This window comes from Nocardia pseudovaccinii NBRC 100343 (genome assembly GCF_001613225.1).
Classification (GTDB): Bacteria; Actinomycetota; Actinomycetes; order Mycobacteriales; family Mycobacteriaceae; genus Nocardia; species Nocardia pseudovaccinii.
Genome location: NZ_BDBY01000029.1, coordinates 15,890 through 31,911 on the forward strand (window position 1 = coordinate 15,890; position 16,022 = coordinate 31,911).

At 65.0% G+C, this 16,022-nt stretch carries 21 protein-coding genes; 11 read left to right on the forward strand and 10 right to left on the reverse strand.

All coding sequences use genetic code 11. The annotated features are described in order from the left end of the window. Positions 1 to 110: 110 nt before the first annotated feature. Together NP3_RS03430 and NP3_RS03435 are read right to left on the reverse strand one after the other, a co-directional pair. On the reverse strand, positions 111 to 317 hold the full coding sequence (locus NP3_RS03430; protein ID WP_063037652.1) for a DUF397 domain-containing protein: 207 nt from the start codon (positions 315 to 317) through the stop codon (positions 111 to 113). After that, positions 314 to 1,192, reverse strand: coding sequence for a helix-turn-helix domain-containing protein (locus NP3_RS03435; protein ID WP_063037654.1), 879 nt, complete (start codon positions 1,190 to 1,192; stop codon positions 314 to 316). The genes NP3_RS03430 and NP3_RS03435 overlap by 4 nt, the downstream gene beginning before the upstream one ends. 192 nt (positions 1,193 to 1,384) lie before the next feature. Between NP3_RS03435 and NP3_RS47585 the strand changes: the two genes are divergently transcribed. The 4 genes from NP3_RS47585 to NP3_RS03450 all read left to right on the forward strand — a co-directional run bounded on the left by NP3_RS47585 (position 1,385) and on the right by NP3_RS03450 (position 2,575). Further along, a complete protein-coding gene (locus tag NP3_RS47585; protein ID WP_157124046.1) occupies positions 1,385 to 1,543 on the forward strand; it encodes a hypothetical protein in 159 nt (52 codons plus the stop codon). A gap of 62 nt (positions 1,544 to 1,605) precedes the next feature. Next, entirely contained in the window at positions 1,606 to 2,034 is a 429-nt protein-coding gene (locus NP3_RS03440; protein WP_245720788.1) for a DNA-directed RNA polymerase subunit beta, read from the forward strand. Positions 2,035 to 2,108: 74 nt separating this feature from the next. Continuing rightward, positions 2,109 to 2,360 (forward strand): hypothetical protein, encoded by a 252-nt coding sequence (locus NP3_RS03445; RefSeq protein ID WP_063037658.1) that lies wholly within the window; start codon positions 2,109 to 2,111, stop codon positions 2,358 to 2,360. A 35-nt stretch (positions 2,361 to 2,395) separates the two neighbouring features. Continuing rightward, entirely contained in the window at positions 2,396 to 2,575 is a 180-nt protein-coding gene (locus NP3_RS03450; protein ID WP_063037660.1) for a hypothetical protein, read from the forward strand. Positions 2,576 to 2,715: 140 nt separating this feature from the next. On the opposite strand, the gene NP3_RS03455 is transcribed toward NP3_RS03450, so the two are convergent. Together NP3_RS03455 and NP3_RS47590 are read right to left on the reverse strand one after the other, a co-directional pair. Beyond that, the gene (locus NP3_RS03455; RefSeq protein WP_063037662.1) at positions 2,716 to 3,240 is read right to left on the reverse strand and encodes a hypothetical protein; all 525 of its coding nucleotides are present in this window, start codon (positions 3,238 to 3,240) and stop codon (positions 2,716 to 2,718) included. Positions 3,241 to 3,817: 577 nt separating this feature from the next. Beyond that, positions 3,818 to 3,970, reverse strand: a complete 153-nt coding sequence (locus NP3_RS47590; protein ID WP_157124048.1) for a hypothetical protein — start codon at positions 3,968 to 3,970, stop codon at positions 3,818 to 3,820. 427 nt (positions 3,971 to 4,397) lie between these two features. Between NP3_RS47590 and NP3_RS46420 the strand changes: the two genes are divergently transcribed. Further along, positions 4,398 to 4,523, forward strand: coding sequence for a LuxR C-terminal-related transcriptional regulator (locus NP3_RS46420; RefSeq protein ID WP_084508099.1), 126 nt, complete (start codon positions 4,398 to 4,400; stop codon positions 4,521 to 4,523). Between the two features lie 7 nt (positions 4,524 to 4,530). Here the strand turns inward: NP3_RS46420 and NP3_RS03465 are convergent, their stop codons facing one another. Then, positions 4,531 to 5,130 carry a TetR/AcrR family transcriptional regulator gene (locus tag NP3_RS03465; protein ID WP_063037676.1) on the reverse strand — a complete coding sequence of 200 codons (600 nt, stop codon included), beginning with the start codon at positions 5,128 to 5,130 and terminating at the stop codon, positions 4,531 to 4,533. A 92-nt stretch (positions 5,131 to 5,222) separates the two neighbouring features. Here NP3_RS03465 and NP3_RS03470 point away from each other — a divergent pair, with 92 nt between their 5' ends. From NP3_RS03470 to NP3_RS03480, 3 genes are read left to right on the forward strand one after another with little or no spacing between them, the layout of a single operon-like run. Then, complete coding sequence (locus tag NP3_RS03470; RefSeq protein ID WP_063037678.1) at positions 5,223 to 6,338, forward strand: Rv3169 family protein; 1,116 nt, start codon at positions 5,223 to 5,225, stop codon at positions 6,336 to 6,338. Between the two features lie 4 nt (positions 6,339 to 6,342). After that, entirely contained in the window at positions 6,343 to 7,377 is a 1,035-nt protein-coding gene (locus tag NP3_RS03475) for a phosphotransferase family protein (RefSeq protein WP_063037681.1), read from the forward strand. A 20-nt stretch (positions 7,378 to 7,397) separates the two neighbouring features. Then, on the forward strand, positions 7,398 to 8,390 hold the full coding sequence (locus tag NP3_RS03480; protein WP_063037683.1) for a 1-aminocyclopropane-1-carboxylate deaminase/D-cysteine desulfhydrase: 993 nt from the start codon (positions 7,398 to 7,400) through the stop codon (positions 8,388 to 8,390). On the opposite strand, the gene NP3_RS03485 is transcribed toward NP3_RS03480, so the two are convergent. Then, positions 8,375 to 8,983 (reverse strand): TetR/AcrR family transcriptional regulator, encoded by a 609-nt coding sequence (locus tag NP3_RS03485; RefSeq protein ID WP_063037685.1) that lies wholly within the window; start codon positions 8,981 to 8,983, stop codon positions 8,375 to 8,377. The two genes, NP3_RS03480 and NP3_RS03485, sit on opposite strands and share 16 nt — an antisense overlap. A gap of 110 nt (positions 8,984 to 9,093) precedes the next feature. Here NP3_RS03485 and NP3_RS03490 point away from each other — a divergent pair, with 110 nt between their 5' ends. After that, positions 9,094 to 10,890, forward strand: coding sequence for an acyl-CoA dehydrogenase (locus NP3_RS03490; RefSeq protein ID WP_063037687.1), 1,797 nt, complete (start codon positions 9,094 to 9,096; stop codon positions 10,888 to 10,890). A 4-nt stretch (positions 10,891 to 10,894) separates the two neighbouring features. Here the strand turns inward: NP3_RS03490 and NP3_RS03495 are convergent, their stop codons facing one another. From NP3_RS03495 to NP3_RS03510, 4 genes are read right to left on the reverse strand one after another with little or no spacing between them, the layout of a single operon-like run. Beyond that, entirely contained in the window at positions 10,895 to 11,440 is a 546-nt protein-coding gene (locus NP3_RS03495) for a hypothetical protein (protein WP_063037689.1), read from the reverse strand. Beyond that, positions 11,440 to 12,558 carry a hypothetical protein gene (locus NP3_RS03500; RefSeq protein WP_174566165.1) on the reverse strand — a complete coding sequence of 373 codons (1,119 nt, stop codon included), beginning with the start codon at positions 12,556 to 12,558 and terminating at the stop codon, positions 11,440 to 11,442. The genes NP3_RS03495 and NP3_RS03500 overlap by 1 nt, the downstream gene beginning before the upstream one ends. A gap of 31 nt (positions 12,559 to 12,589) precedes the next feature. After that, positions 12,590 to 13,003: a FixH family protein gene (locus tag NP3_RS03505; RefSeq protein ID WP_063037693.1), complete on the reverse strand. Its 414-nt coding sequence runs from the start codon at positions 13,001 to 13,003 to the stop codon at positions 12,590 to 12,592. Beyond that, positions 13,000 to 14,592, reverse strand: a complete 1,593-nt coding sequence (locus NP3_RS03510) for a DUF8832 domain-containing protein (protein WP_245720789.1) — start codon at positions 14,590 to 14,592, stop codon at positions 13,000 to 13,002. Before NP3_RS03510 ends, NP3_RS03505 begins: the two co-directional genes overlap by 4 nt. A gap of 401 nt (positions 14,593 to 14,993) precedes the next feature. On the opposite strand from NP3_RS03510, the gene NP3_RS03515 reads away from it, so the two are divergent. Together NP3_RS03515 and NP3_RS03520 are read left to right on the forward strand one after the other, a co-directional pair. Further along, positions 14,994 to 15,779 (forward strand): GntR family transcriptional regulator, encoded by a 786-nt coding sequence (locus tag NP3_RS03515; protein WP_062985440.1) that lies wholly within the window; start codon positions 14,994 to 14,996, stop codon positions 15,777 to 15,779. Then, positions 15,779 to 16,006: a 4Fe-4S dicluster domain-containing protein gene (locus NP3_RS03520; protein ID WP_063037695.1), complete on the forward strand. Its 228-nt coding sequence runs from the start codon at positions 15,779 to 15,781 to the stop codon at positions 16,004 to 16,006. Before NP3_RS03515 ends, NP3_RS03520 begins: the two co-directional genes overlap by 1 nt. The last annotated feature ends 16 nt before the right edge of the window (positions 16,007 to 16,022 follow it).

Below are 16,022 nucleotides of genomic sequence, written 5' to 3' on the forward strand. Positions count from 1 at the left end.
AGCACCACGTCTTCCTTCAGGGACTCGCACCCCAAAGCGATCACCTATGCCGGGCGTATCACGAAGACAGCCCCCAGCTTTGAGGCTGGGGGCTGTCTGCTAGCGACGTGTCATGGTCGGTCGAACTCGCCGTCGTGCACACCAGCGGTGAACGCGTTCCATTCGGCTGGGGTGAAGACGAGCGCTGGGCCGGTCGGATTCTTCGAGTCACGCACTCCGACCATGCCCCCGTCAAGGTGCGCGACCTCCACACAGTCCTGGCCGGTGTGGCTACGGCTGCTCTTGTACCACTTCGCAGCCGATAGGTCGATATTCACGCTCGGTACTCCTGTTCGATCTTCTGTAGCAGTGCCCTGGACTGCGGCTCATCCAGCGCTACCTCCTCGATAGCCGACAGCGCTGCTTGATACGACTCGATCTCCGTCGGTTTGTCCAGGTACAGAGCTCCAGCGTAGCTCTCGATGTATACGACCGGTGGCTGAGTTAGTGACGGGTTCAAATGTCTCGGGAACTCGAGCAGCACGAACGAGCCTGTTTCCAGTCCTAGATAGCCTTCGACCGTCAGGGGAACGATCCGGATCGACACGTTCGGCAGCGCGCTCAGCTCGTGGAGATGCTGTGCCTGGGCGGCCATTACCGACGCACCACCGATTCGGTGCCGTAGCGCCGCCTCGCTGAGCCATACCTCCAGCGTCAGTGGATTACTCGAATCTGTAAGGCGTGCTTGGCGTTTAGCTAGCAACTCGATGTGCCGTTCGATCTTCTCGGCACTCAATGCTGGCCTATAGTTCCGCGCCATTGCACGGCGGTAGTCGGCCGTTTGCACGAGTCCGGGCAACAGCGTCAGTTGAAACGACCTGATACGGTTCGCGGCCTGCTCCAGACTGAGGAACAGATCGGCATACCGGATCGCATCGCCGTAGGACTGCCACCAACCGTCCTTGCGGGACTCGTCTGCCAGCCACAGCAGCCCGAGCAGGTCATCCTCGCCGACCTTGTACACCCTGCACAGCGCTCGGATGATCGGCTTCTTCACCTCTGAGGTGCGCCCATTCTCCAAGCGCCACAGCGTTTGTCGGCCGATCTCGGCAAGCTTAGCCGCCTCGTCGCTCTTGAGTTGCGCGGCTTCGCGCAATTCGACCAGCCGTCGGGCCAGCAGCCTGCGCACAAGGGTCGTTGTCTCTGTCGCCATCAGAACTACCTCGCCCGTCGTTAGCTCCGCTACTTAATTCAGCTTGATTGGAACGTTTTTATCTTGCCACATATCACTGTGGATCGGTTCCAAACTGGCGCGGTTCGGTGTCTACTCAATGTGTGCAACGCGGTAAGGCAGTCAACCAGCAAGCCGCACGCACTTCAGTCGCCATCGCACCAGGGGGTCACGATGCTGAAACCACAACTACCTCAGCGGATGCCGCTCGTCGGCCCACCCGCCGCACTCGCGGTCGATGTCCCCGCCGATGTTCTCGAGCGGTACCTGAGCGCCCTATCCGAGTGGCAACCCGATCAAACCCGCGCTGAACAATCCGACAAAGAGGTCTGAAACCGATGGACCACACAGCTTTTGGCGATAGTCCGAGATCGCGCTGCCACTTCTATCGGCGAGTGTGCGATCTGCCCGCGAGCATCGATCCGCCGCACCTGGGCCGCATCATCATGAAGGCGGAACACGTATGGGCACTGATGCTTCCCGGTCACCTCGGCCAAGCCGTGAAAATACATATGCAGCACCAGGGTTCGGACATCGGTCCGATCCTGTCGCATCCACGCTCGGACCGCTGGACCTACTTGGTCAGACCGGACATCCCCGACGATGCGCGCCTGTTCGCCGAAATGTTCCGCCTGAACGTATCGGTGGTGCGAACCGGTGGCACTGTCGCGCTACCGTCGCCCGCCGACCAAGGTGAACAGTTCCGGCGCTGGATCGAACCACCCCGCTGCACCTTTCGGCCGTCCGGACTAGTGGTGGTCGACGCGATCCGCGCCTGTTCAGGGCAGTATCGGCCGGTGCGACGGAGGGCCGCTCATGCTTGAGCGGCCGTGGATCGGCGCGTGGGTCCTCGACGACCGCGCCGACTTCGCGCCCAGCGGTTTCGGAGCTGTGCGCCATGAATGAGGTTGAACGGCAGCGTAGGACCGAGATCGCGCCGTCGGTGGCGGCGTTGCTGAAGGTTTTTCATGAACACACGCCGGAGAAGTTGAAACTCGCGCCGGTCGATAGCGTCACGCTCCGCCACACCGCCGACGGGATTACCGAGGTAGACGAGGACGGTTGGTGCGTTGACCACGAGGACAACGGAAGCAACGACGACGTGATAGATGTCCTGCCGGTCAGCCTCACAGATCGCGAGAACCCATGAGCGCGAAAGCATCTCCGAAGCCGGGAGAGCCAGATGTGCATCTCAGCGTATTCCTGCACGGAGCACGGTTCGACTTCGTCGCCTGTCTCACCGCGGCACTGACTTTTATGCAGGAGCACCAAGCGCGGCACTACGCCGATGCGGTGACCATGGACCATGGCGACGCCAGCGGGTACCCACGTCTCCCGAATGAACGGTTATATCTCGAACCCTGATCGAACACGCTCTTGTTGATGATGTCGAGCGTCACCGGTGGCACCAACAGCGGACGGTCCGCAAGCGGTGCCACCTCAGTACGTCCGCAGCTCGGCGAACCAGCGAATATCCGGCCCCAGTCAGTACGGCGCGGCTAACACTACGGCTGGTACTGCTCCTCGATGGCGTCGATGTGATCGGTTGCATCAACGTGGAGTTGCAGCACGCCATGGTATTTGGGCAAGTCTGCGGTGAACTCGGCTTTCGAGCATGACTTTTCCGGCGTCAAAACCGGATCGTTCGGCGAACACAGACCGAATACGCTGGCGATCCTCACGCCTGCAGCCAGAGGCAGCCGGTATTGTTGCGGCCGGTCCGGATCTGCCTCGAAATGCCCATTGTTCGGGCCGCCCGCAACGTGCTTCCTGACATGGAATATCAGCATCTGCGTCGATGCATCGAAGCTGTCCGGAGCTGCGTAAAAGGTGGTATTGGGGAACATCAAGCGAGGCGCAGGCTCGGATGATGCAGTGACACTCGCACCCACCGGAGATGCGGTCGCGGCCGGAACGATCGCAGTCGCAGTGACAGATGCGGCTTGATGCGAATTGCCGCACGCCGCGAGCGCTGCGACGTAAATGCCCAACGAGCCGACCTCGCCGAGGCGGCCGAGTTGCCATGTCATTGCGCGAATGTAGCACGGGCGCTCGCCGCGAAACGCTAGCCCGACCAGCCACGAGACGCCGAATCATGCCCTGACACAAGAAGATATGGTGGCGCCACGAATGCGAATACAGGCTGTCCGCACCAGGGATACGGCTCTGGCACACATTCCATGATCGCCCGCCGTTGCCGTCCACCCGAGATGCACTACTGGACAAGTGATCACGTGGAACTGACGGCGGCGCTCTCTCGGCCGATGCCGCCACTAGTTCCACCTGATCGACCGACCAACAGCGCAGAATGTGGTCTGATGCGGAGGCGGACAACTGCTTGCGCGCGTCGATGAGATTGTCGTGGTGTATCCGAGTCTCGGAAGCGAGAGTCTTTGCGACAGTTCCGATCTGCTCTGCTTCGCCCCGCAGCGCGTCGATGCCTCCAAGATATCGGCCACCTCGGGCGCCTGCACCGCGCTGAAGGAATCGTGCACTCCCTTCAGCGTCGTCGGCGAAGTCGCCAACTCGTGGCTGTACGCGAAGGTGTCCCAGGCGGCGGACGCGGTGTCGAGTGCATCGGCGCGGCCGTTCGGCGCTCCTGTCCACCTACCACACGCCAGCACCGTTGTCGCCGTTCGGATCCGGGATTTCAGGGAAGCCCCTGGCGTCCAACGGATTCGTTGTCGCGCGCACGACGATATTGAGGACGCTGCCGAAGTGCCGCAGGGCGACGGCATAAGCCAGGACCGCTGTCCGCACATCGCCAGCGTGCTTGCGGTAAGCGGTATTTCAGCCCGTAACCGCTGGAAAGTTTCCACCCATTCCCGAGCTGGTGGTCAGACCGGGAACGAGGTCACGGGGTGACAGCGGTACCGATCTCATCGGCCAGTGTGGCGAGCTTCTTTCTCGCCTCGTAGTACACATTCAGGTCCACGACCAGCACAGACCCTCCAGGCGGGGCCATCAGCACCCATCATGTAAAACAGCGACCCCCATAACATCTCCCACCCGACCGAGTATCCATCCGCATTATGGTTATTGCGGGTCAGCCTCGGATTTCTTACCGTAGCACGCCGCACGGAAGCCCCCTTTCCGCTGCGCCACCTCGGCGCCGAACCGATGCGGGAACTCACCGCGCACCAACGGGTTCCGGTATTCTACGCCGAGCGCGACGAGCAATCGCCGGATGGCGGCCGAGCTGTTCATCAGCGGCAATACCGCGGGCATGCACGTATCGCGCATCCTCACCAAACTCGGTGCCGCGACGCGGACCGAAGCCGCCGCCGTGGCCCGCGAACACGGCCTCGTCTGAAGCGACCTCAGGTGGCCGTGCGGATCAGGCTCAGCAGCGCGTCCGCCGTTCGAGCGCAGAAGGTTTCGGCATCGTCCATACCGTAGGTGAGTCCGCGCATCAACGTTCTCGCGATCAAAATCTCGAAAACCAGGTCAGCCGTTGCGGTTCCGTCGCCGTCGGCCGGTATGGCCGAACGGATTCGAGCCGTGAACGCCTGACGGGCGGGGAGGTCGGCGCGCTCGTGCAGTGCTCGGTAGCGGTCAGGTTCGCGGTGGTAGGCCGAGATGAGGCCCGGAATCGCGGCGCGTGCGGACGGTTCCGCGATGCGGGCCAGGAAGACGCGCACCCACTCGATCAGGTCGGTGTGTAGATCCTCGGTTTCGGCGGGCAGCCAGAGACTTCCGGAACCGAAGACCGCGTCCTCGATCAGCGCCTCCTTACCGGGCCAGCGCCGATAGATGGGCGCGGTCCCGACACTGGCGCGGCGGGCCACCGCGGAGATCGAGGTGTCCTGGTATCCGACCTCGGCGAGCAATGCACGGGTCGCATCGAGTACGGCCCGATCGATCTGCGCGTCACGCGGCCGACCGGCCGACCTGGGGTTCGCGGAATCGGTCGACGTCATATCGCGCAGCGTACCCGGGCGATTTCGCCGAAACAATTACGTTGCGGTGTGCAACGTATTATATTCGCCGGTGTACCTACGAAGGAGCTCGGATGCTTGTACCCGAAGACGAAATGCTGTCCCACCAACTCGCGACGACGTTCGATCACGTCGGCCAGAGTGATCTGCGCTGGACCGAACGCGTGGTGATGTACGGCTTCGACAAATCCGGCGAGATCAGCGTGATGACCGGTCTCGCCCGATACCCCAACCGCAATGTCATGGACGCGTACGCCATGGTGACCGTCGGCGGCAAGCACGCGAAGGTGGTGCGGCTGTCGACCGAATACAACCACCGCGCGACGACGCTCGGCGCATGGGACGTCGGCCCGTATACCTACGAGGTGACCGAGCCGCTGCTCGGCACCCGGGCCACGCTGGCGGACAACGACCACGGCCTGCGCCTGCAACTCGACTTCCACGGCACCTTCCCCGCCTACGAACAGACACCGGCCTTCCACCGTTCCCGCGGCCGGATACGCGAGGACGCGCGCCGCTACTACCAGAACGGCACGGTCACCGGCTGGATCGAGATCGACGGCAGGCGCATCGCTATCGACCCCGACCAGTGGTGGTTCGGTCGCGATCACTCGTGGGGCGTGCGGCACGGTCCCGGCGGCGGCAGCCTCGACGAGGGTCCGGGCCTGCAGCCCACCGAGGTGCCCGACGGTGTCCTCTACTACATGGGCATCTTCCAATTCGATGACGAGCTGGTGCATTTCGCGCAGCGCGAGACCAGCACCGGCGCACGGTGGCAATTCGAAGGCGAGGTGCTGTACCCGATCGCCACCGGCCGTGATTCGACACCGATCATCGATGTCGAACACGAGCTGACCTTCGAACCGGACCTGCGCGTCGCCACCGGCGGCACCTTCACCGTGCACCGCGGCGACCACACCACATCGGTGCTCGAGGTGCGCCCGAACTGCCGCTTCTGGCCCGGATTCGCCGGATACAACGAATACCGCGGCTATGCGTCGGGCATGTGGCGTGGGACGGCGTTCAGCGATGGCTTCACCGTCGATATCACCGATCTCGATCAGGTCCGGCCGATCAGCCTGCTCAGCGAGACGCTGTGCGAAGTGCGAATGGGCGACAAGATCGGGCACGGCCTGTTGGAGATGGTGTGCATGGGCAGCTACCCGCGCTACGGCTACACCGGCTGGTGAGAATATGAGCGCCACCCGACTCACCCCGGACGACCTACCCGCCCACGTGGAACCCCTTGTGCACCAGCATCTTCCGGATGCCGAGCGGGCCACTATCGCGAACTGGAAGCGCGCCGACCAGGGATTCGCCTCCGACACCTATCTTTTCGATGTCGAGGGGCTGAATGCGGCACCCGGACACGCCGGTTTCGTATTCCGGCGACCGCCCGAGATCGCCCTGTTCCCCGACTACGACCTGCGCAGGCAGTTCCTCGTCATGAAACGCCTTGCCGGAACCGATATTCCGGTTCCGACGGTGCGTTGGATCGATATCGGGCCGAATCCGCTGGGCACCCCGTATTACGTCATGGACCGCATCGACGGCGGCCGCACACCCAGCGATGTCCCGACCTATCACGAGGCCGGGATGTATTTCGAGGCGACGCCCGAGGAGCGGGCGCGAATCTGGTGGTCCTGTGTGGACACCATGGTTCAGGTCCACCGGCTGGATCCGACCGCGCTGCGCATGGACTTCCTTGGCATGCCTCGTCTCGGCGCCGAACCGCTCGAACAGGCGGTGAACTATCTGGACTGGGCCGTGCACTGGGCGAATCCGACCCCCGAACCCATCTTCGAGCGGTCACTGGACTGGCTGCGTGGGCATCGCTACCGACCCGAGCACATCACGCTGTGCTGGGGCGACAGCCGCCTGTCGAATGTCCTCTACGCCGACGATCTTTCCGTGCTCGGCGTCCTCGATTGGGAGATCGCCTATCTCGGCGATCACGAGGCCGATCTGGCCTGGCTCCTGCTGACCGACTGGTTGTGCAGCGACTTCCAGGGCCGAGCGCGGCTGCCCGGCACACCGGCACGCGAGGAAACGATCGGCGGATACGAAGCCCGCACCGGCTGGCCGGTCCGCAACCTGCGCTTCAACGAAATCCTCTGCGCGATCCTGCTCTCCGTCCCGCTGCTGCGCATGTCCAGCCACCTCGGCATGGGTGATCTCTCCCTGGTCTGCGCGGCCCGCCTGGACCAACTGCTCACCGAAGGGAGCTGAACCCCGATAATGGTCGGACTATGACCGAATCCCTGCTCCACCAGCGCTTCCCCGAACTAGCCAGCACACTGCCGTTCGCCCGGCTCGGTATCGCGCCGACGCCGGTCCGCCCGCTGGACCTCGGCACCAACAGCACTGTGTGGTGCAAGGACGAAAGCGGGTACGGCTCCGGCGGCTGGGGTGGCAATAAGATCCGCAAGCTGGAGTGGCTATTGCCCGAGGCCCGACGGCGCGGTGCCCGCACCATTCTCACCTTTGGCGGCACCGGAACCAACTGGGGTCTGGCCACGGCGCTCTACGCCCGGGAATTCGGCATCGACACCGCGCTGGCGCTGGTCGACCAACCGGTGGACGACCACGTCCGCGCGCAGCTGCGACGACTGGAAAATTCCGGCGCCACCCTATATTTCACGCACAGCAAGTTGCGCACCGTCCTGGCCGTACCGTGGCTTGTGCTGCGGCATATGCACGGACGCACCCCACCGTATCTGCTGCCCGTCGGCGGATCGTCGCCGATCGGCGCGCTCGGCTATGTCGAGGTCGCATTGGAACTGGCGGCGCAGATCGCGGCGGGCGAACTACCGCAACCGACACATCTGGTGACCGCCGTCGGATCTGGTGGCACGGCAGCGGGTTTGGTCCTCGGCCTAAGGCTTGCCGGACTACACACCCGTGTCGTCGGTGTCGTCGTCAACGACTCGCTCCCCCTCGACGCGCGGCACATTGTCGGGCTGGCGAGCCGCGCCGCGATGGTGCTGCGCGCACGTGGCGCGGAATTCACCGCTCCCGAGCTGCGCCCGGACGACGTGACGATGGTGCGCGACTGGCTCGGCCCCGGCTACGGCCATGAAACCCCGGCCGCCGTTGCCGCGAAGAAGCTCTCCGCGACCAACGGGCTGGAATTGGAAACCGTCTACACCGCAAAGGCTTTGGCCGGACTCCTCGAGATGGATACCCGCGGCGACTTCGGCGACGGACCCGTTCTGTTCCTCGATACCTACGGGCCGCGCTGATCCGGATCCAGCCCCAGGATCACCGCCAGCACCGCGCGCAACCGCTCCACATCGCCGCGAAGGCCGGTCACCGCATCCTGATAGAGGAAGGCTTCGATGAGCCGGACCAGCGCATAGGCGAAGGTCTGGGTATCGACCCGGTTCTGGTAACCCTGCACCATCGCGGTATCCAGAATCTCGGCGACCACCCCGACCACCTTCGGCTGGACCGGCCCATCGCTGGTGGTGATGATGCGGCCCGCGGTGGCCTGTTCGGTCGCGATGAAATAGCGGTAGGCCTCGCTGCGCGTCATCCACTGCGCCACCCGGTCCAGCAGGGCGAGTACCCGCGGCGCGCCGGTGCCGTCCTCGCGCGTCTGCGCCGCGACGACCATCCGCTCGAATTCCGACACCATGACCGCGCCGAGCAGACCGTCGCGCGAACCGAACCAGCGGTAGATGGTCGCGCGCGACAATCCGAGTTCCGCCGCGATCGCCTGCACATCGACCCGCTCGCAGGCCAGGAACTGGGCGCTGGCCGCGGCGAGCACCTGGTCCTGGGAGGCGGCGGCGGGACGGCCGACAGGACGGGCGGCACCGGAGGTTGTGGTCATCCCAGCCCTGGGATCGATTCGCGACACATGCGTAGTAACGTACCAAATCGACCCGAGCGAGTACCGCGCCCGTCTGGGCCAGTGCTCCGTCACCGCGAGAGGATGTGCCCGTGCGCTCGACTCTGATCTCCCGTAGGGACCTGGACTTCCTGCTCTACGAATGGCTGGGGGTCGAGGAGCTCACGGCGCTGCCCCGGTTCACCGAACACTCCCGGGATACCTTCGACGGCTTTCTCGACCTCTGCGAGGATCTGGCCACCCGGCACTTCGCCACCCACAACAAGCGCAACGACAGCAATGAGCCGACCTTCGACGGTGAGAAGGTCACCATCATCCCGGAGGTGAAGGCCGCGATCGAGGCCTTCACCAAGGCCAATCTCATCGGCGCCGCGATGGATGAGGAGATCGGCGGGCTGCAGCTGCCCGCCACCGTGGAGGCCGCCGGATTCTGCTGGTTCCAGGCCGCCAATGTCGGCACCACCGGCTATCTATTCCTGACCGTCGGCAATGCCAATCTCCTCGCCGCGCACGGCACCCCGGAGCAGATCGACCGCTTCGTCAAGCCCATGGTCGAGGGCCGGTTCACCGGCACGATGTGCCTGTCCGAACCGCAGGCGGGCTCATCGCTGGCCGATATCGTCACCCGCGCGGAACCGCAGGCCGATGGCACCTACCGGCTGTTCGGCTCGAAAATGTGGATCTCCGGCGGTGATCACGAGCTGACCGACAATATCGTGCACCTCGTGCTGGCCAAGATTCCGGGCGGACCGGCCGGAACCAAGGGCATCTCGCTGTTCGTCGTGCCGAAATTCCTGGTGGCCGAGGACGGTTCGCTCGGCGCGCGCAACGATGTGGTGCTGGCCGGGTTGAACCACAAGATGGGATATCGGGGCACCACGAATACGGTGCTGAATTTCGGCGAGGGCAAGCACAATCCGGACGGCGCGCCCGGCGCGGTGGGTTACCTCGTCGGCGAACCGCATCGCGGCCTGTCCTACATGTTCCACATGATGAACGAGGCGCGCCTGGGCGTCGGTCTGGGCGCGACGGCGTTGGGCTACACCGGATATCTGAAGTCACTCGATTACGCCCGGGAACGCCGACAGGGCCGCGCGGTCACCGCCAAAGACCCGTCCGCACCGCAGGCGCCGATCATCGAGCATGCCGATGTGCGGCGAATGCTGTTGGCGCAGAAAGCTTATGTCGAGGGTGCGCTCGCTCTGCTGCTCTACTGCAACCGCCTCGTCGATCTGGAACGCACCACCACGGACCCGGCGGCCGAACGCGAGCACACGCTGCTGCTGGAAATCCTCACCGGCGTGGCGAAGAGCTGGCCCTCGCAATGGTGCCTGGAGGCCAACAGCCTCGCCATCCAGGTGCACGGCGGCTACGGATATACCCGCGAATACGACGTCGAACAGCACTACCGGGACAACCGCCTCAACCCCATCCACGAAGGCACGCACGGCATCCAGGGTCTGGATCTGTTGGGCCGCAAGGTGATCCAGCACGACGGCGCGAGCCTGCGGCTACTGGCCGCACAGATCGAGCGGACCGTACTCGCGGCCACCGAGGCGGGCGGCGAGTGGACCGAGTTCGGTGGCCAGCTCGACGCGGTCTGGCAGCGGCTGCTCACCGTCACCGGCTGGATGTTCGCCTCCGGCGATATCGCCGCCGCCATGGCCAATTCCAGCGTCTACCTCGAGGCCTTCGGGCACGTCGTGGTCGCGTGGATCTGGCTGGAGCAGGCTCTCGCCGCGCACGGCAAGGAAGGCGACTTCTACGACGGCAAGCGCGCGGCGGCCCGCTACTTCTTCCGCTACGAATTGCCCAAGACCACACCGCAATTGGATCTGCTGGAGCTGATGGACCGCACCACGCTGGAAATGCGCGACGCCTGGTTCTGACCCGTCAGACGACCAGTGGTCGCCGCCCCGGGCGGGTGCGGCGCCACGCCACCACCAGGAAGACCAGCAGGCCGATCAGCGGCAGCGTGCCGATCGTCCAGCTCAGCGGCAACGGCGGTCCGGGCTGGTCGAGCACGGTGACATCGCCGAGGGTCCCTTCGCCGTGTCCGAGCGGGCCGTCGATCGCGAAGGTGAAGGTGTAGGTGCCGGGTGCGTCGAAGGCCCTGACATCCAAGCCCCAGGAGTCGCGTTTGCGGGGATGGCGGACCAGGGGCGTGGCGCGGCGACCGGGCCTGATGGCTGGTCCGGTCAAGCGCAGCGTCCCGGATTTGTCGGCGATGCCGCCATCGGGCATGAAGGTGAAGTCCAGCGATTTCATCGCGCGGATGGGCCAAGTGGAGAAGCCGACGGTCACGCCGTACGGCCCCACCTGGACGCGCTCGGTGTGCACGATTTCGACCGGCGCATAGGCGGAGGCGGGGGCGACGGCGACGAGCGACAGGGTGATCACGGCCAGCACGGTCACGGCGAGCCTGCGGAGTACGGACATCACGCATCCTTCGTTGCGGGCAGCATGGTGGTGAACCGGCCGCCGAGGAATCCGGCGAACAGGCCGAGCGGAATGCCGAGCAGCGCGATCGTCACGATATCGGCGACGGCGATATGCGACGTGGCGCGGACGAGGTTCAATTGCAGCGGGAACGTCACGCCGATGATCACGCCGGTTACGGCACCGGCCACCAACACGATCTTGCGCGCATCGAGACCACGAGTACGGGAAAGCCAGAACAACCCCTCGACCGCGATCGCCGCGACAATCAGGAACATCGGCATCATGACGGGCAGGTCCGGCGGCCGTCCGGTGAGACCGTCACGCAACGGCAGCCCGATCGCCGACGCATAGACTTCCGCGGCCCAGGGCGAGAACCACCAGAGGAACGCCTGCATCGCACCGAGCGAAACCGCGATGGCAATGGCCGCGCCCGCACGAGCCAACAGTGCGGCCCCGAGGATGAGCAGCATCGGCCCGAACACGACGATACCCAGAATGGTCGGGTCCACGGGCAGATGCAGGTTGTTCAACGCATTGGTGGGAATCGGGGCGAAGGTGATCAGGATCGGAATCGCGACGGCGATGCCGATCCGGCCCCAGCGGTGATCGCGGTGGGCGGCGAAAACAATGATGCTGCCGATCATGGTGAGCGCGTTGGACAGGAACAGCGCCACATGCGACGGGGTATTGAGCACCGCGTCGAAGCCGTAGATCGAATGCCACTCCAGATCGAGCAGGCCGTAGAGCAGGAAGAGCGCCGCACCGGCTCCGGCGATCATATAGCCGAGCGGTGCGGTCAGGTTGCTGCCGAAGACACGAATGGGGGTGCCGCCGAGGCGAGGCACGGGCCTGCCAGCCCGTTGGGCGGAGGTCGCGATGAGAACCATGGCCAGGCTGGCGAATCCGGAGATCGCGCTGCCGGAGTACAGGAACAGATGCGGCAGGGTGAAGAAGGTGTCCGGACCGACTTCGTTGTGCCACTGGATATCCCAGCTCAGTCCGACCAATGTCACTGCGGTGCCGAGCAATACGCCCCAGGCGCCGACGCGGGCCGCGATAGTGTCATCGGAGATCTCGGGTCCGGTGTCGGCCTCGACCGGCGCTGTCGTGGTCATGGTGATCATTCCTCCTGATCTGTGCATGTTTTCAACCGCCGACCCAGATCGGCACCGCGAGTTCGTCGAGGCTGTCGTGTTCGTCGATCGATAGTCGGAGTTCCCACTGTCCGGTCATCATCAGTGGTACCGATGCGGCATGGAAGTGGCCCGCTCCGGTGGCCGTCGCCGTGATGGGCTGTCCCGCGTGGCCCATGAGCGGCTGATTGGCCTGAATACGCACTGCGGCATGGTCTTTCGTTGCGCCCATGCGATCGGTGACGGTGATATCGATAGCGGTGGTGCCGATTCGGAGGCTGTCGATGGAGACCGTTACCAGGTGCTGCGCGGTGCCGGTTCGCAGTACGAGGGGACCGGATGGGCGCGGCCAGACGAACCAGGCGAGGGCGGCAACGACGATCAGCGCTCCCCCGGTAAGGAGAATGCTTTTCCGTGTAGCGCTCATGGCCGCGCTCCCGCCGCGACATCGAGAACGACCGGCACCGTGAGCACGGTGTAGCGCCGTTCGACCTGGATCCAGAGGCGATATCGGCCCGCGAGCGGGAAGGTGTAGGTGAACGGCACGTCGGGTCCGTATGCGGCGACCGTCTCGTCGGGCGCGCTTTCGCCGTTGGCGGGTGGCATGAGCATGGTGCCGCGGCTCGCGGCGGGCTCGGTCATATCCATGCCGGGCATATCCATCCCCGGCATACCGGACATCCCCTGCATCGACGTCACACCCATCGAATGGCCGTGACCCCAGACGGGTGAGTTCTGCACGGCCGCCGCGATATCCGGGTCGCTCGGCAGTGGGCCCGCCATGATCAGGTGGCCGACCATGCCGAGCCACGGTTGCAGATCGGCGGCATCGCCGAATTCGGCGGTGATGGTGGTCGGTGCCCCTGCTACCGGAGTAGTCGTCCTGACGGTGACCGGGTTACCGTCGATGACAGTCGACGCGGCCTTATCCGTACCCCCGAGATGCACTGTGGTGCTGGAAGATTCCGCTGCGGCAGCACCGGTGACCGTGAAACCGGTTGGCACGCGTACCATTTGCACACCACCACCGCGCCGCGCCAACTCCGCGGACAGCGCATACCGCCCGGCCTCGGGCGCGGCAAGATGGACCTGAAACCGGCCGGGCCCGATCCGGATCGGATGCAGATGCGACAGGCGGCCGGTCGGGCCCACGATCAGCAAATGCATGAGCGCACTGTCGTGCACGACCAGATCGTCGACGGGTGCACCGGTGGCGGCATCGATCAGAACGAGGTCGAGATCGCCTGGCTGACCGGCGTTCACGGGCCCACCCGCGACCGTGAGCAGTACCGGCGGCCGCGAAAAGTCCGAAATCAACGGCTGATGCACCGCATAGGGATCGGTGACATTGTCGAGCGTGGGATCGAGCTGACCACCGGGTTGCGGCGGCAGCGGCAACGATGCCGAAAGTAGTGCGGCGGTCACCGAGACCGCCACCCCGGCCACCATCCCGGCGGCCGGAACCAGCGCCCATGCGCTGCGTCGAGCACGCATCGCGATCACCACCGCGACGGGCAAAAGTACGCCCGCCACCAAGAAACCGCCGTAGACCAGGCGCTCGGGCGGCGAGGTCACCTGCGCGGGCACGATGAACGGAATCCGCGCCACCCGCGTACCGTCGCCGACCGCCAGTTCCCATGGCCCGGCACGGTCCATTCGGACGGTCGCCGAGTACATCCCCGCAGTGCCGCCGAGTTCGACAACCGCCTCGGCGGTGGGCGCGCCCGGTCCGGGCCGCATCGGCGTAGTCGACACCCCTGTCGGCGCCGCCGCGAGCGTGAGTTGCCCGGGCGCGGTACCGGAATGGGTGACCACATCCACCCGCAACGGCCCCGGCACGCTGGTCACCCGGCGCAAGATGATCGTGAGCTCTCGATCACCGAGCGACTGCGCGACCGAAATATCCGACCCGGAGGAAGCCGAATCCGCCGATACCGAACCCACCCCGATCGACACCAACAACGCACACACCCCTGCGACCAGCAGAGCGCGACCAACACCGGCGACAACAGCCACGCCCGTCATGCTAGGGATGCGTGCCCGCCAGAACATCACCCCCAGTGGGGATTTCGCCTCCCCCGCCGGAGTGATGCCGCCCTGGATCGGCTTCCGGATAATCCCCCAGCTCACGGCGGCGTTGGCTCGCTCGGTCAGCGCAACCGTCGTGGCCGGATCACCGCGCGGAACCTGGTCTTGCGGGCCCGGCGGAGTGCGACATTGTTCCGAACCCCCACCCGCCCGGCATTCGAATCTGTGTGATCGAAACTGATCGGCCGTGAACAGGGTGGCGCAATGGCCACTCCGTGACTCATCCGCCCAGGTCAGAGCCGGTAGCAGGCGGCGCAATAACATCCGCTGATTTCTGGCGCTCGCTTGCGGGCATTCGAGCGTCTCCGCGGCAACTATCGTCGCTGTCCATGCAGGTCAGCGAGAGAAAGGTGGCGGAGGTGGGAGCCGAGGCGACGCCCGTGCGACGGTTGCGGGCCGACCAGGCGCGCCGGATAGCCGACGTGCTTCGCCATCAGATACATGCGGGCGCGTTCGACGACGTGCTGCCGAGCGAGCAGGAATTGGTCGCGGAATACGACGCGTCGCGCAATACCGTGCGCGACGCACTCGCGCTGCTCAAGGACGAAGGGCTGATCGATCGGGTGCCGAAGGTGGGCACCCGGGTCGCCCGGCGCAAATACGATCACGGGCTCGATGCGCTGCTCGGGCTGCAGGAAACCCTCAAGGGCCACGGCACGGTGCGCAACGAGGTCCGCGCGGCAATGCATATCACCGCTCCACCCGCCGTCGCACGCAAGCTCGGGCTGAATCCCGGTGAGCGCGTGGTCTATATCGAACGACTGCGCTATCTCGCCGACCTACCGTTGAGCCTGGATCTGACCTATCTCGCACCCGATATCGGCACCGAGGTCCTCGGCCACGATCTCGAGACCAACGACATCTTCGTACTCATCGAACAGATCAGCGGCGGACCGCTCGGCTCGGCCGACCTCGCGCTGGAAGCGATCACCGCCGACGCGCACACCGCCGCCACCTTGGAAGCACCCGAGGGCGCGGCGCTGCTGATGCTCGAACGGCTGACCCGCCTCGATGACGGCCGACCGGTGGATCTGGAGTACATCCGGATGCGCGGGGACCGAATCACCATGCGCGGCAGCCTGATCCGCAGCACATCCGAATGGAAGGTCATCTGATGGCACTTGCGAACCAACGCACCGATATTCCGGTGACCATCGACGAATCACTATGCATCCAGGGTTGCACGCTGTGCGTGGAAATCTGCCCGCTCGACTCGCTGGCCATCAATCCGGAAAACGGCAAGGCCTTCATGCACGTCGACGAGTGCTGGTACTGCGGCCCCTGTGCCGCCCGGTGTCCCACGGGCGCCGTCACTGTCAATATGCCCTTTCTGTTGCGCTGAACGATCCGGAAGTCCC

Coding starts and splice junctions, on each gene's coding strand:
- NP3_RS03435 (WP_063037654.1), bottom strand. CDS start 1,192: ATGGCGACAGAGACAACGACCCTTGTGCGCAGGCTGCTGGCCCGACGG.
- NP3_RS47585 (WP_157124046.1), top strand. CDS start 1,385: ATGCTGAAACCACAACTACCTCAGCGGATGCCGCTCGTCGGCCCACCC.
- NP3_RS03445 (WP_063037658.1), top strand. CDS start 2,109: ATGAATGAGGTTGAACGGCAGCGTAGGACCGAGATCGCGCCGTCGGTG.
- NP3_RS03455 (WP_063037662.1), bottom strand. CDS start 3,240: ATGACATGGCAACTCGGCCGCCTCGGCGAGGTCGGCTCGTTGGGCATT.
- NP3_RS46420 (WP_084508099.1), top strand. CDS start 4,398: ATGGCGGCCGAGCTGTTCATCAGCGGCAATACCGCGGGCATGCACGTA.
- NP3_RS03465 (WP_063037676.1), bottom strand. CDS start 5,130: ATGACGTCGACCGATTCCGCGAACCCCAGGTCGGCCGGTCGGCCGCGT.
- NP3_RS03470 (WP_063037678.1), top strand. CDS start 5,223: ATGCTTGTACCCGAAGACGAAATGCTGTCCCACCAACTCGCGACGACG.
- NP3_RS03475 (WP_063037681.1), top strand. CDS start 6,343: ATGAGCGCCACCCGACTCACCCCGGACGACCTACCCGCCCACGTGGAA.
- NP3_RS03480 (WP_063037683.1), top strand. CDS start 7,398: ATGACCGAATCCCTGCTCCACCAGCGCTTCCCCGAACTAGCCAGCACA.
- NP3_RS03485 (WP_063037685.1), bottom strand. CDS start 8,983: ATGACCACAACCTCCGGTGCCGCCCGTCCTGTCGGCCGTCCCGCCGCC.
- NP3_RS03495 (WP_063037689.1), bottom strand. CDS start 11,440: ATGTCCGTACTCCGCAGGCTCGCCGTGACCGTGCTGGCCGTGATCACC.
- NP3_RS03500 (WP_174566165.1), bottom strand. CDS start 12,558: ATGACCACGACAGCGCCGGTCGAGGCCGACACCGGACCCGAGATCTCC.
- NP3_RS03505 (WP_063037693.1), bottom strand. CDS start 13,003: ATGAGCGCTACACGGAAAAGCATTCTCCTTACCGGGGGAGCGCTGATC.
- NP3_RS03515 (WP_062985440.1), top strand. CDS start 14,994: ATGCAGGTCAGCGAGAGAAAGGTGGCGGAGGTGGGAGCCGAGGCGACG.
- NP3_RS03520 (WP_063037695.1), top strand. CDS start 15,779: ATGGCACTTGCGAACCAACGCACCGATATTCCGGTGACCATCGACGAA.